The sequence below is a fragment of the Vibrio scophthalmi LMG 19158 genome (assembly GCF_000222585.1).
GTDB classification, from domain to species: domain Bacteria; phylum Pseudomonadota; class Gammaproteobacteria; order Enterobacterales; family Vibrionaceae; genus Vibrio; species Vibrio scophthalmi.
Genome location: NZ_AFWE01000112.1, coordinates 20,401 through 33,937, shown reverse-complemented (window position 1 = coordinate 33,937; position 13,537 = coordinate 20,401). Strand labels below are relative to the sequence as shown.

14 protein-coding genes are annotated in these 13,537 nt (G+C 43.6%); 4 read left to right on the top strand and 10 right to left on the bottom strand.

Annotation, left to right across the window (positions count from 1 at the left end):
* Positions 1-255: 255 nt before the first annotated feature.
* The 3 genes from RH88_RS23865 to RH88_RS09255 all read right to left on the bottom strand — a co-directional run bounded on the left by RH88_RS23865 (position 256) and on the right by RH88_RS09255 (position 2,825).
* Positions 256-810, bottom strand: a complete 555-nt coding sequence (locus tag RH88_RS23865) for a GGDEF domain-containing protein (RefSeq protein ID WP_241212174.1) — start codon at positions 808-810, stop codon at positions 256-258.
* Positions 788-1,582 carry a CHASE domain-containing protein gene (locus tag RH88_RS23860; RefSeq protein ID WP_241212173.1) on the bottom strand — a complete coding sequence of 265 codons (795 nt, stop codon included), beginning with the start codon at positions 1,580-1,582 and terminating at the stop codon, positions 788-790. Before RH88_RS23860 ends, RH88_RS23865 begins: the two co-directional genes overlap by 23 nt.
* A 337-nt stretch (positions 1,583-1,919) precedes the next feature.
* Positions 1,920-2,825, bottom strand: coding sequence for a LysR family transcriptional regulator (locus RH88_RS09255; protein WP_005595260.1), 906 nt, complete (start codon positions 2,823-2,825; stop codon positions 1,920-1,922).
* 137 nt (positions 2,826-2,962) lie between these two features.
* Between RH88_RS09255 and RH88_RS09250 the strand changes: the two genes are divergently transcribed.
* Positions 2,963-4,660, top strand: coding sequence for an amidohydrolase (locus RH88_RS09250; RefSeq protein WP_005595259.1), 1,698 nt, complete (start codon positions 2,963-2,965; stop codon positions 4,658-4,660).
* 92 nt (positions 4,661-4,752) lie between these two features.
* Here the strand turns inward: RH88_RS09250 and RH88_RS09245 are convergent, their stop codons facing one another.
* From RH88_RS09245 to RH88_RS09230, 4 genes are all read right to left on the bottom strand, one after another.
* Complete coding sequence (locus RH88_RS09245; RefSeq protein ID WP_005595257.1) at positions 4,753-5,250, bottom strand: hypothetical protein; 498 nt, start codon at positions 5,248-5,250, stop codon at positions 4,753-4,755.
* Entirely contained in the window at positions 5,247-5,750 is a 504-nt protein-coding gene (locus RH88_RS09240; protein WP_040757909.1) for a DUF3592 domain-containing protein, read from the bottom strand. The genes RH88_RS09245 and RH88_RS09240 overlap by 4 nt, the downstream gene beginning before the upstream one ends.
* Before the next feature lie 57 nt (positions 5,751-5,807).
* On the bottom strand, positions 5,808-6,287 hold the full coding sequence (locus tag RH88_RS09235) for a hypothetical protein (protein WP_005595254.1): 480 nt from the start codon (positions 6,285-6,287) through the stop codon (positions 5,808-5,810).
* 144 nt (positions 6,288-6,431) lie between these two features.
* Complete coding sequence (locus RH88_RS09230) at positions 6,432-7,436, bottom strand: CorA family divalent cation transporter (protein WP_005595252.1); 1,005 nt, start codon at positions 7,434-7,436, stop codon at positions 6,432-6,434.
* A gap of 172 nt (positions 7,437-7,608) precedes the next feature.
* On the opposite strand from RH88_RS09230, the gene kch reads away from it, so the two are divergent.
* Positions 7,609-8,817, top strand: coding sequence for a voltage-gated potassium channel protein (gene kch, locus RH88_RS09225; RefSeq protein ID WP_005595250.1), 1,209 nt, complete (start codon positions 7,609-7,611; stop codon positions 8,815-8,817).
* Positions 8,818-8,982: 165 nt separating this feature from the next.
* Here kch and RH88_RS09220 read toward each other — a convergent pair whose 3' ends face one another.
* Complete coding sequence (locus tag RH88_RS09220) at positions 8,983-9,714, bottom strand: nucleoside phosphorylase (RefSeq protein WP_005595249.1); 732 nt, start codon at positions 9,712-9,714, stop codon at positions 8,983-8,985.
* A 306-nt stretch (positions 9,715-10,020) separates the two neighbouring features.
* On the opposite strand from RH88_RS09220, the gene RH88_RS09215 reads away from it, so the two are divergent.
* On the top strand, positions 10,021-10,701 hold the full coding sequence (locus RH88_RS09215; RefSeq protein ID WP_005595246.1) for a Crp/Fnr family transcriptional regulator: 681 nt from the start codon (positions 10,021-10,023) through the stop codon (positions 10,699-10,701).
* Between the two features lie 84 nt (positions 10,702-10,785).
* Here RH88_RS09215 and RH88_RS09210 read toward each other — a convergent pair whose 3' ends face one another.
* Positions 10,786-11,991, bottom strand: a complete 1,206-nt coding sequence (locus RH88_RS09210; RefSeq protein WP_005595245.1) for a NupC/NupG family nucleoside CNT transporter — start codon at positions 11,989-11,991, stop codon at positions 10,786-10,788.
* 6 nt (positions 11,992-11,997) lie between these two features.
* Complete coding sequence (locus tag RH88_RS09205; RefSeq protein WP_005595244.1) at positions 11,998-12,564, bottom strand: NAD(P)H-dependent oxidoreductase; 567 nt, start codon at positions 12,562-12,564, stop codon at positions 11,998-12,000.
* Positions 12,565-12,986: 422 nt separating this feature from the next.
* On the opposite strand from RH88_RS09205, the gene RH88_RS09200 reads away from it, so the two are divergent.
* On the top strand, positions 12,987-13,529 hold the full coding sequence (locus RH88_RS09200) for a nuclear transport factor 2 family protein (protein WP_005595243.1): 543 nt from the start codon (positions 12,987-12,989) through the stop codon (positions 13,527-13,529).
* Positions 13,530-13,537: the final 8 nt, after the last annotated feature.

The following is a 13,537-nucleotide window of genomic DNA, read 5'->3' as shown; positions in this document are numbered from 1 at the left end:
TTGGCTCCGCTCTATTCGTTTTGGGGAAATTTGGCATTCTCATGGCAATATATCGAACTTTTCCTATTGAATAGCCGAGACAAAAACCAACGTTAAACAGTATAACGTCTAAGGAGAGCGATGCCGACCAGCAATCGATCTACTATCTGCAATAAATGACGCTCAGTCGATTGTATTCTCGGTATAAACGACACATCAGATAGTGTGATGCTACTCATTGCCTCGTGATAAATGCTATAGCCTTAGCTGATAGGTTTAACCTTTCAGGCAAACGCGATTTCGGCCAGTTCGTTTTGTGTCATAAAGGGCATCATCAGCATCACTCAATGCCGTTTCCATGCTATCAACCGCACTAAAGCAGGCAATGCCGATACTCACAGTGACATTGATATGTAAATGTTTGATAAAAAATGGCGCTTTAGCGACCGCTTCGCGAAGCTGTTCACAGTATTGCTTGGCTTGGTTTGGATTGAAGTCGGGCATCAACATGACGAACTCCTCCCCCCCAGTTCGAGAAAGCGTAAACTGAGCATTCATATTTGCCGCGCAAAGCTTGGAGAACTGGACTAACACAATATCACCGACTTCGTGGCCATAAGAGTCATTAATGTTCTTAAAAAAATCGATGTCAAAAATCGCAACAGCCCCTGAAACATTCTCTTTTTTTAAGGACTCAAAGCGGGTTTCTAAGCCTCGTCGATTGAGTAAGTTAGTAAGAAAGTCCGTATGAGCCTCTTTTTGGAAGTTGTAACGAGCCTCTTCCGAGCGGCGATACTGATTAAAGTATTTAATCGGTGATGTAATTAACAAAACCACCAACAATAATATCAAAAAAAACAACAAACCTAGGCAACAAACCTGCATCATCTGGTGATATCGATATTTGCCAAGTAGTATTAAATAGAGTGATAACCCCCTTGTGAACTTGAGAATTTACAACACCCTTTTCAATAACCGTTTTATCATAGTAATTTGCATTATCAGGATCATAACCAATAACTTTGTAGTTACATACATGATTGCTCTTCAATATATTATCGAGAGAATTTAAAATTGATTCCAAATAGATAACCGATGAAGAAAAACCAATAAATTTACCTTCATCAGAAATTCCTTTACGTAAAATGAATGCTCGATTGTCATTTTGAACTAACGTTACTGGCCCAATAATTGTGTTAGTGCTTCCTGAAATTGATTCCATCGCACCTAACTTTCTACTCTTATCTTTCAACACATTATGGCCAATCGCTCGTTTGTTTTCCTCATAAGGATACACCAACTCCACGACACCATTTGGCAGGTACAGTAAAGAATCGACATGACTGTAAGTCGATAGTAACGTTTGACTCAATTTATTGAACTCGGCAAAAGAAAGGTAATTATCATCTGAAAGTACAACCATTTCTTTTAATACTTCAGAGGTAATTAATGCGTCACTAAAGAACGACTTCATCGTTTTATTTAGTTCACTAATGATCCGGTTTGATTCTTTTTCATTGTTGATTTTACTGAATTCCACCACCAAAAATTCAGTTAATATAAAAATCAATATTATGAATATGGCTTTCATCGTTCTATTCATTACTACCATTCCAAGTAAAACTGCTTTCTACATCATTAATCCATACTTAGAATCCATCTAATGATTGTCGCACTATCTTCCAATTGATAGAACTATGCTTAATGCCAGCAAAGAATAGGAGATTATACGTACAATTGAATATCAAGCGATAATTATAACCAATCACAATGACAAAAGTTTTTTATCGTTCTAATGGGATTATTTATCGATCGAATTGATTGATCGAGACGATCGAGTTTGTTAATTAAAATTTTTACTCGATACGATGAGTTTTTTGACTGATAACTGCGTTACAAACGGCATAAACGTCGCCCTATTTCCTCAACCCGTTCGATCGCTACTTAAGCGAACTACGAGCTATTTCCACTATCCAAGCGATGGTGTCGGAATATACCGCTTGCTCATCTTTACCTATCGGGAAAAACACATTCAATGAAATTAATCGGCTATCACGCATCTCTTTCAACTTCACTTCCACCAGCTGGCCCGACTCGACATAACCATGCATGTATTCCTCAGGCATTGCTGCCCAACCGTCGTGCTTAATCAACTCGCACAACAGATCGTTATTACTAACCACCTGCAACTTAGGCGATACCTTAGCAAAGGCGACATCCATACTGAGGAAGTTCTCGGTAATATATTGGGTTTGGTTTTGTAAGTGATGAATAGTGGCAAAACCACCATCGAGTGCTTTAGCATCATGCAGTGGTGAGTCTTTTCCAGCATAGCACTTCATATGCAGTGAGCCTAACGTCACCCATGTCACTTCTGCTTCTGGGAATAGCATGCCTCTGTCTGGCATTAAAGCGAGATCGGCTCGGCCATCTTGCAGCATTGCAAGCGCTTCAGGGCGCGTTCGATGCAGCCAATTCACCGCTAATTGCGAATAGCTCGCTTTGATTTTGTGTTCGATCTCGATCATTAAGGTAAGCGGCACAATCACATCATGAACGATATTAATCGTGTGCACCTCACACTCAAACAGAGCCTGACTATAACAGTGTAACTCTCTATTTTGCTTCTCGACGACCTTAGCATGAAAATAGAGCTGGCGAGCTTTATCATTGGGTAACGCTTTACGCCCATCAATGGTAAACAGCGCGTAACCAAGCGTATCTTCATAGGCAATAACATGTTCTCTCACCGTGGTGCGGGATTTTCCTAATAATTTTGCAGCGGCGCTGTACGACCCTTGCTCGTAAACGGCAATAAAAGCATTTAGCTGTTCTAAGGTATGCATCTTCACTCCACGATGTAACTGGTCACCTAATTTGAACGGATTACCCTATCAAACTCGGCTTTCTTGTAAAGAAACCTTCAGTAAAAATAGAGCTAACTTCAAACAATATCAGTACTGGCTCCATGGGAGATAAGATGATGACGAACAATAATTACAAACTCCATTTCACGCCGATCGCACTTGTAATTGCTTCGAGTTTTGCCGTTGCAAGTCCCGATCTTATTCTCACCAATGGCGATATTATCACCGTCAGCGAAGAGCAACATCGAGTAGAAGCCATCGCGATAAAAGATGGCAAAATACACGCGATTGGCAGTAATGCCGATGTTCTCAAATACCAGACAGATACCACTCAAATACGCGATCTCCATGGTAAAACAGTCACACCCGGGTTTATTGATGCTCATGGCCACTTTGCACAATACATCCCTCTGATTGAGAGCGAGTTTTTGTACCCTACACCGATGGGGAGCGTAAATTCCATTGATGATATTAAGCAGACCATGCAGCGCTACTTCGCTCAACCTGAACTGGATGACAGCATCATGCATGTCGCGTTTGGCTATGACGATGCCGAACTGGCTGAAAAGCGCCACCCGACCAAACAAGAGCTGGATGCCTTCACCCAAGGCTACAATTTCTGCGCGGTACATATTTCAGGTCATTTAGCCAGTTGCAACAGCAATGGTTTAGCGTTTATCGGCTTTAACGATGACACGCCAAATCCAAATGGAGGGGTGATTCGTCGTGATGCGAATGGTGAGATGACAGGAGTACTAGAAGAATCCGCTATTTACCCTATTCTTGGCCATCTACCTGCTATCACCGAAGAGGACGCAATTCGTAAATTTAGCAAAGTTCAAGATATGTTTGCCAGCTATGGCGTCACCACCGCGCAAGAAGGCCTAGCGACTCTATCTACCATTAAGATCATGAAAAACATGGCTGAAAATGAGTTACTTAAAATAGATATGCTGGCATACGCAAAGTGGGTTGATCTTGCAGCGGCGATCGAAATACTGCCTATGAAAGCGACCATCAACGGTTTTACTCTGGCAGGCGTTAAATTAGTCGGCGATGGTTCACCACAAGGTAAAACGGCCTACCTTTCTTCACCGTATTATGAGCCACCACACAGCCATGCATACGACTATCATGGTTATCCGGTATTAACTCAAAAAGAAATGAACCAATGGGTTGATATCGCTTATCAGACGAACGCACAGATCCTCAGCCACAGTAACGGTGACGCGTCTGCCGACATTTTGCTCAATGCGATCGAAAAAGCCGACAGTAAATATGGTAAAGAGGACCGCCGTACTGTGGTCATTCACGCGCAAACCACACGCTTAGATCAAGTAAAGCGCATGAAGCAGAATGATATGATCCCATCTTTCTTCCCTGCTCATACTTATTTTTGGGGCGATTACCATCGTGATTCGGTATTAGGCCCATGGCGTGCCTCAAACATCTCACCAATGGGTTGGGCGAATTCGGTAGAACTGCCCTTCACTATCCACATGGACGCGCCAGTGTTGTTTCCAGATATGATGACCAACATGTGGTCTGCTGTAAATCGTGTAACTCGCAGCGGTGACACGCTTGGCGAACATCATCGAATTTCCGCTTATCAGGCACTGGAGTCAATCACCAAGATCGCCGCTTATCAAAATTTTGAAGAGCAGGAGAAAGGCACTATTGAAGTGGGTAAACGAGCGGATTTAGTGATCCTTGATCGCAACCCACTTGAGGTTGTACCACGAGAAATCAAAGACGTTCGAGTGTTGGAAACCATTAAAGATGGCAAAACGATTTATCAGAACGAGAGTATTTAACGCTTAACTTGATAGTAACTTCTGAGCAAAGCACAAACGACTACGGCTGCCATCGCAGCCGTATCGTTGTATAACTCAAATTAGAATAGCTCTTAACCCTTTTTCAGCCACTCATCTTGACGCTTTAAAAGCTGATACAACTCAGAAGAATCTTTAAACCACTTAAACTGATAAAATTGATTATCCGAGAAACGTACCTTGATACGCGGAACACCGAACCATTGACTAAGAGTCGCACTCTCTATGTCATCCAAGCTTTTCTCGAATGTATAACCCGATGAAGCTTGATGAAATTTAAGCCTATTCTTATTAATTGAAATGACTTCACCACGATGACAATCTAAATCGCCACGTGACTGTTTTTCAATCGTGCTTAATGCCAAAAATAGCGAGCCAAATATCAGCGGGCCAAACCACGGATGAATAGCCGCTAACCATGCCGGTTCAAAATAGTAAATAAGTCCGCAGGAAAGCAGCATCAAATATGCCGCTTTGGTACTGTGCTTAATTCTGCTTTCTAACCGCGCTTGATCGCATTCAAATCTAACCGTCATTACAAGCTTGTCCAAATCGAACTTCGCATTGTTCACTCGTCCCAAAACTCTTGGGGTTTGACACGCATCAGTCGGTACATCACATACAAGACGACGAGCAAGACAGAACCGAATACCGCAGGGAAAATCAACATAATCAAATTTTTTGTCGGTTTTAAGACTGCAGAGCTATGGCGTTCTGGGTTGTAATAGACATCAACCATCTCCCCTTGAGGGAACTCAGCGGCGAGGGCTTCTGCTTCTTCGAGCGAATAGTCGGGAATAATCCCTGTGACATCGTTCTTGTCTTTCTTGTGATAGATCTCATCGTCAACGGTATACACATATTCAACACCGACGTTGTAATACACGTGATCGCTACTGGTACTGTAGTAGCGTTCTAACCAAGTATCCACCACCATCCCTTTGGTTGTCGGCCACTCAAAAGAAGCATTAAACTGATTAAGTAAATAAAGAGGCCCAGCGACGCCGATAATACACATCACCAATACCATCCAGAGTACACCTGGGACTTGTGAAAGCCTTGCACCTATCACTGCGGTTTTCCTATTTTCTCATTGGTATTTTTACGATAAGTGCCATTAAAGGAGACACTACTCACCTTTAAGGTGCAGATAAATTCGATGCGTATTATCGGCGTTATCGACGGTCGCCTTGATCACTTGACTTGCCGCAACAGAGAATAGACCCGAAAGGAAGATACCAAAGCCCGGCAACATGGCACTAAACATGATTCCATAGCTCCAGATATACTGATCCATCGATTGAACCGAACCTGCCAGCATATTTTCCAAGCCGACAATCACCATCAGCCAACCAATCACGCCGATAATTTTTCCGACCACTAGGCCTGTTTTGTATTTTGACTGGTAATCCATCTTCGCCGTGGCTGTCGTTTGCTGTAGCTGCTTAGCCTTTAGCAAAGCATCACTGGAATCCTCAGCATCCACTTGTTCCACAATTACCTTGTATCCCTCCAGCCGAAGAGCCTCTAGCTCACTTTCAGCATCTACTTTATTGAGTTTTACGGCAATTTGAATATCTGATTTTTCTAATATGGCAAAACAACTCATAATCAGCCTGAATATCCTTTAACGAACGAAACCATCACGTCTATAAATCAACGCAATGATGTAATGTGAAACAGAATAATGCTGACGTTTGAATCAATATGCAACAAAAATCAATGACTTAATCTAAAATGGTAAGGGAAACTGTTAGCGCCTAAACCGGATCGTTTTCAAACGGCGATACAGCGTGATCCATAAGGTAATTGCCAATAACAGCATACCCGCAGTGATTGCCCAAAATCCCCATGGGTTATGGGTATCCGGGATCCCACCCACATTCATTCCCAATAAACCAGACACAAAAGTGAGTGGCAGAAATACCGTCGCAACAATCGTCAAGCTAAAGCTCGACTGAGACATCGCTTCAGAGAGTTTGGTGTTATCGAGGTTTTGCAGCATATCGATACGCGATAGTAAGTCGTCCAGATTATTCAAATGCAACGTGACATGGCTGGAAGCTCTCACCAATGCACTTTTATCTTCACTGTCGATGAGTAAACTAGGATCTTCAATTCGAATGAATAAGGTGTTGCGTAATACCGTGAGTATCCGCCTCGTTTTGCAGATATCTCCCCGTAGTTTGAGTAATAAACTCGAATCAAACGCTTCACCGGTATCAAAATATTGATCTTCAAGTACGGCAATTTGGTCCGAGATGGTAAAGGTGACCTTTTCAATATGATCTATCAAGTTATTGATGATATGACAAAATACATCCATCACTTTGGCATCATATTGCTTCTCTCTTTCTACCGATGAAGAAGCGTCATGATGGGGGGCAGCCTTCTCACCTGAGCATGCACTTTCCAAGTATGCGTAGGTTTTATCTATCGCTATAACAGGATGATAGCGAATCGTAATAATCCGATGAGCATCAATGAATATTTTTAAATCCACCAAACCGATAGGATTGATGGTTGGCTTTTCACCACTGACTTTCAGTGCGATTAACACACTGCCATCATGGAGATTGCGATGATTGACGAAGTTCTCTCGCTGCAAAAATGCCACCAACTCTTCCGAGAGCTGACTCTGTGAAATAAGCCACTCTTGATCTTCTGGTTTTGATAGATCGACATCTATCCAACACGTTTCTACTTGATCGTCGATACTGTTTGATACTCGGTTTTTCAGTCGTGTGATTATCGGCATTTTGATCCTTAGCTAATATCTAAACAGAGCTTAATCGAGATTGCCTGTTCGTAACTTGTTATTGTGTATTACAATTAAGACAACGTCGCTCTCTCTTATATACTAGCAGCTATGCTATCGCCGTCATGGCGCTATAGTCTGGTTTCGTAATCATTTATTGGTGGTCATTGCCTTGAACATTCCTTCTCTACTCTGGAAAAAATGGGGCGAATTTTGGCGAAAATTACGTCATGTTTTGGTCGCATTTGCGGTCTTCATTAACGGGTTATTAATTCTTGCCAGCGTATGGGGCTCATCACTTAACCTTATCGGGCTATTTCAAGTTAAGAGCTTTGCCTCGATAAATTGGGCTAACATTGCTAATGGTCCTTGGTTCTTGCTTGGCATTTTCTTAATGATCAATGCGTTTGGCTTGTTATTTCGAGCCCGCATTGCTTGGGCCGTCAGTATCGTACTGCTATCAATCTCACTCGTATTTACGTGGCACTTCTTCCCGGAACTAACCCATAGCCTCACCCTTGGCATCGTCACCTTAATCAGCTTATTGCTACTGGGAAAAGACTTCCATCATTCCAGTGCCACCGCTGGTGGGATCTTCGCGTTTATCAGTTTTACCGTCCTGCTGTTTTATTCCACCTACGGCGCACTCTACTTTGGTCAGGATTTTCACCCAGCTATCACGGATTTAACCACCTCGTTTTACTTCTCGATTGTGACGATGACAACCGTCGGTTATGGCGACATTGTCCCGATCAGTGAACCTGCTCGTTTATTCACGGTATCGGTGATTATTGCGGGCATTACTGTCTTTGCCACTTCCGTCACCACCGTCTTCGGCCCTTTAATCAGAGGGGGCTTGAATCGATTAGTTAAAGGTAATCAAGAGAAAATGAATAGAAAAGATCACTATATTGTTTGCGGAACATCTGTACTGGCTATCGCCACGGCAAACCAGCTTCTCGACCGTGGGCTTAACGTAATGATTCTGACCAGTGAAGCAGAGGAAAATTTCCCTAAAATTCAACAACGCGCCAGCCGTAAGTTGGATATCATGTCCGGTGATTGTACTGATAACACCGTCTTACAGTCAGCAGGAATAGAACATTGTCGCGCCTTACTCGCCCTGACTGATGACGATGCCGATAACGCGTTTATTGTGTTATCAGCACGCGATCTCTACCCAGAAGCGAAAACGGTATTAGCGGTCAATGATGCGAAAAATATGAACAAGGTGAAGCAAGTCAAAGCAGATGTGGTCTTGTCGCCGTTACTATTTGGCAGTGAAATATTAGCCAGCGTCATGTCTGGAGAACCGCTAGATAATGACCGATTGGTTTCGATGCTGCTCAATTCAGGCCACGGGTTGTTTGATAATAAATAATCGTCTTTCTCTTCACGTAAACGTTGTACAGAACGCGGGGCCATCACATGCACGACAAAGGCTGCCACTTTGTCGTGCATGTGATAGTGAGGTGTCACATAAGGAGACTAATTGCCAGCTCTATTATCCGTTGTCATATACTCTGGTGGTATGTGACATCAGCCTTTACGACTGTGCAATCAATGCTTCTAACGCGGCGAGTGAGGCAAGTTTCTCACCTTGCATCATACTTTCAGCCTCATTCACGTATTGATCGACCCCTTCTTTAACATCTTGCTGATACAACACCACATTGTTGAGCACTGAGGCCACCTTGATTCCACGTAAGCGCCCAACCGCAAATAGAGCTGAGGTTTCCATATCTGCGCCGAGAATGCCTTTCTTGTTCCAATACTGGCAAATGGATTCTTCTTCATCGGTATAAAAACTGTCATGAGAACGCACTACGCCAAAATGACACTGGGTTGATTGAACGGCTAGATAGTCATCTAACGCTTTTAATAGTGAAAAACTTGCGTAAGCCGGGTATGCGGCCTCAACATAGGCTTTTGATCCCCCTTCATCACGGACAGCCCCTTCGGCAATAATCAATTCGCCGAGTTGAATTCCTTCTTGCATTGCCCCTGCCGAACCCACACGTACGATATGGGTCACTCCGCACTGTTTCAGTTCTTCTACCGCAATAATCATTGAAGGCGCACCAATACCGGTACTGCATACCGACACTGGAACACCCTGGTATTGCCCACTAAATAAACGGTACTCACGATTCTCCGATACCATTTGTGCCTCGTCAAAGAGTGAGGCAATACGATTGGCGCGGTCAGGTTCACCACAGACAATAACCAAAGGAGCAACTTGCGTTGCATCGACGCCAATATGGGGCTGTTTAAGCATGGGGTTCCTCTTATTCTGTTTTCAGTGACTCGTCATGTGACCGCAAACGATTGGCGGACACTCTCTTACCAAATTTCCCGTCGCGGCATATCGAAGTCTAGTGATAATGCGTTTAAACTAGCGCAATATTAGGCGAATTACTCCGTGATAAAGGAGGACTTTTGTCCTACCAAAACACTTTAAAGCTATTGTAATTGTTAGATTTCACGAGAATGTGAGATTGATATCAGTGACAAAAAGTAAAGGTCGTTCGTCAGATGAAAGTTGGCTTAGCGATCCTCGTAAAAGACCAGGCATGAGACCGCAATGAGAATCAAACCAGCCCCAACCGGGCGCTTTAAATCCCTACTTGAGCAAAAAAGCTCTGCGTTTCGCGCTTTTATCTATCAATGTCAGGTTGGAACTCGCTATTTCAACACCGGCGAAGCAATTTTGACCCAAGGCGAACCATTGGATCATATCTATGTGGTGCCTGCGGGAAGGGTTTCGATGAGTATTCTCGCCGCCAATGGACGTCGCTTTCAACTCGGAAAAGCACATTGTGATGATCATATTTTTGGCGAGATGGAGTTTTTCACCCAAACAGCTTGTCAGTGGAATGTCGTGGCCGATGAACATATGCAGATTGACATCATCTGTATAAAAAAACTCACCGAACTGCTGCATCAACAACCCGAGATGTTATTTTTCTTTGCTTCTGCATTGGCTGATGACTATCAGGATTCTCTAGATATATACACTAACCGCTTGCTGCATCCCATTTGCTATAACATTGCTTATGATTTGTTAATGCAACAACGTACTACTCCGGCACTGAATGGTTTTGATAAGGTAAATCAAGAAGCAGAACGGTTCGGCACGTCAGGACGAGTTTATCGCCGCGCCGTAAAAACTCTGATGGATAAGAATCTGGTTCGTAAAGGGGAACAAGGGTTAGAAATTGTCGACGAACAAGCACTTAAAGCATTTATCGATACTCACGAATAAGTACCAATCACACTCAATAAAAAGCGCCACCTGCGTAATGCAAGGTGGCGCTTTAGTTTGACGATTAACGATTTAATTCAACGTCTAGACAAATAAACCAACAATCGCAGCGTTCATTAGGTTCGCTAGTGTTGCAGCGAGCAGTACCTTCATTCCTAGTTGGCCGATAACTCCTGCACGTTCTGGGATCATACTGCTTAGCGCACCGCATACCATGGCAACGGAACCAATATTGGCAAAGCCACACAGAGCAATAGTCATAATCGCGGTGGTGCGCTCACTCAGCTCAACCGCGCCCATGCTAGCAAACGCTACGAATTCGTTTAGCGCTATTTTTTGACCAAGGAATGCACCTGCATCCATCGCTTCATTCCAAGGTACGCCAATCAACCATGCAACCGGAGAGAATAACAAACCAAGGATCACATCAACGGTTAGGCCTTCAAAACCAAAGAAGTCACCGATGGCACCCAGTCCGCCGTTCAGCATCGCCATCAAACCAATACATGAGATGATGACCGCGCCCACAATCGCTGCGATTGAGATACCCGCCATTGCGCCTTTAGCAATCGCATCAATGAAACTGGTTGGCCTTTCGTTATCTGGTAATTCTGGCACTTCATCAATGGTTTGTTCCGTTTCCGGAATGATCAATTTGGCAAACATCAAACCAGCAGGGGCCGACATAAAACAGGCCATAATAAGGAAGTTAAGATCAACGCCCATACCCGCTAAGCCAGCCAAAATCGAACCCGCAATAGAGGAAAGGCCGCCAACCATAATGGCAAAAATTTGCGCGCGAGTAAGAACGCGATGGTATGGTTTTACCAATAATGGCGCTTCTGTTTGACCTAATACAATGTTACCGGCAGCATTCATCGATTCTGCACGAGAAGTACCCAACACACGTTGCAATCCGCCACCAATAATGCGCACAAACCACTGCATGATGCCCAAATAGTAAAGCAGAGAAGTCAGTGAAGCAGTAAAGATGATCTGTGGTAGTACTTGCAGTGCCCAAACAAAGCCAATGCCATCGACACTGAAGTTCACCAAGCTACCGAAGGCGAACTTGATCCCTTCCGCGCCATAGCTAAATACATTACCTACCGTATTTGAAACCGCCAGTAGTACATCGGCACCAACCTCAGTCGCAAGCACAAAACCGGCGACGACTAAAATGATGGCGAATGCACCCACGACTGCGCGCCAACTAATCTGGCTTCTGTTTTCAGAGCACAAGAAGCCGACACCGAGAAGTACGGCGATACCAATGAGTGATTGAAACATGATGATTTATCCTATGTGAGTGCTTACTGCATTTTGTGCTGAATGGCTGACTACATTGATGATTTGAACTGCATGTTGCTGTGCAAGCTCAATGGTTTTTTCAACATCACCGCCCTCTTCAGGAATTGCATTCATCTCAAATGTCACGATGGTATCGATAACATCCATTTCCGCGGCTTTAAAGGCATGTTCAAACGCGCGTTGGTAGTTCTCAAGCGGCATAAAGTTAAAGCCACTTTCTGAATACGATTCAGCCGTAGCCCCTGCCGTAATTGAGAACAGTAATTTCTTGCTTTTAAGCTGGCTACCATCAGGGCCAAACGCAAAACCATAAGTGAACACTTGATCGATCCACTCTTTCATCACAGAAGGAAAAGTACTCCAGTAAAGTGGGAACTGGACCACCACGAGATCCGCCTCTAACAAGCGCTGTTGTTCAGCTTTCACATCCCCGGCAAAGTCTGATGCATGAGTCATCTGCCAATCGGTTTTCTGCGCAAGCAGTTTAAGGATCTCTTTATTCGCAAAGGAGTTATTTAAATTAGGATGACCGTTAATAACCAGTACGTTCATTGGGTTTGCCTATGTTGTTCGAGCTTTTGTTAACTTGGCTTATTGTCGTTGTTTCACAGAAATAAGCGAGACGGAGCTAACCAAGAGCTGCCGGATGTATTGTTGTATTAATGAATCTGCGGGTAAGCATAACGCTGACGTGATAAGAACAAGAGGACAAAAGTCCCTCTTGTTTGGCGTCAGGTCAAAAATTACTACATTGGCTAGTCAAGAAATGAATTGAGGTTATAGCATCGGGCGCCTGCCAAAAAACGAACTGAGCAACAGATGTAGATGATGACGCATTTACTAGCCCACGCTTTCTTTTATACATTCCAAAATGGAATAGTTGTTATACCACCAGCACCACTTATCAATCACGATTGGAATCCTTATTATCTCTCCATCGCTTCAAAGCATACATACAACCGATAGAGAGCACTATGATGAACATGCAACAGAAACTACAACAACTACTCGACAAACAAGAGATAACCGAAATCATGTACAAGTTCGCCCGAGCATTAGACCGTGTCGATGGCGAACTGATGAAATCGACTTACTGGCCAGATGCTATCGAAGAGCACCAAGATCCCATCTTCCCTGATTTGTTCTTCTATAATGATAATGCTCACGCGTTTGTCCAACCTGCGATGGAAGGTTTTCGCGCACTGAAAGCGACTCAACACCGTATCAGTAATCCACTAATTGAAATCGAGGGTGATAGCGCAACCGCAGAGTGTTATGTATGGGCATACCACGTACATGAAGAGGATGGCGTTGATAAAGAGGGTATTCTTGGTGGGCGTCACCACTTTCATTTTGAACGTCGTGAAGGCGAGTGGAAGATCAAGCATCGTTCAACCGTATTTGATTGGAACCAAAACCAAATAGCGTCTGCAATTTGGGCGAAAGAGTTCGACGATAAGTACCGTGGTAAACGCGATATCGCCGACGACAGTTACAATTACTTAAAACAACAATAGACCGAGGT

Bases quoted from the DNA above. Each gene is read 5' to 3' on its own strand.
- RH88_RS09200 (WP_005595243.1), top strand. From the start codon at position 12,987: ATGATGAACATGCAACAGAAACTACAACAACTACTCGACAAACAAGAG.
- RH88_RS23860 (WP_241212173.1), bottom strand. From the start codon at position 1,582: ATGAATAGAACGATGAAAGCCATATTCATAATATTGATTTTTATATTA.
- RH88_RS09235 (WP_005595254.1), bottom strand. From the start codon at position 6,287: ATGAGTTGTTTTGCCATATTAGAAAAATCAGATATTCAAATTGCCGTA.
- RH88_RS09255 (WP_005595260.1), bottom strand. From the start codon at position 2,825: ATGCATACCTTAGAACAGCTAAATGCTTTTATTGCCGTTTACGAGCAA.
- RH88_RS09210 (WP_005595245.1), bottom strand. From the start codon at position 11,991: ATGTTTCAATCACTCATTGGTATCGCCGTACTTCTCGGTGTCGGCTTC.
- RH88_RS09230 (WP_005595252.1), bottom strand. From the start codon at position 7,436: ATGCCGATAATCACACGACTGAAAAACCGAGTATCAAACAGTATCGAC.
- RH88_RS09220 (WP_005595249.1), bottom strand. From the start codon at position 9,714: ATGCTTAAACAGCCCCATATTGGCGTCGATGCAACGCAAGTTGCTCCT.
- RH88_RS09250 (WP_005595259.1), top strand. From the start codon at position 2,963: ATGACGAACAATAATTACAAACTCCATTTCACGCCGATCGCACTTGTA.
- RH88_RS09215 (WP_005595246.1), top strand. From the start codon at position 10,021: ATGAGAATCAAACCAGCCCCAACCGGGCGCTTTAAATCCCTACTTGAG.
- RH88_RS09205 (WP_005595244.1), bottom strand. From the start codon at position 12,564: ATGAACGTACTGGTTATTAACGGTCATCCTAATTTAAATAACTCCTTT.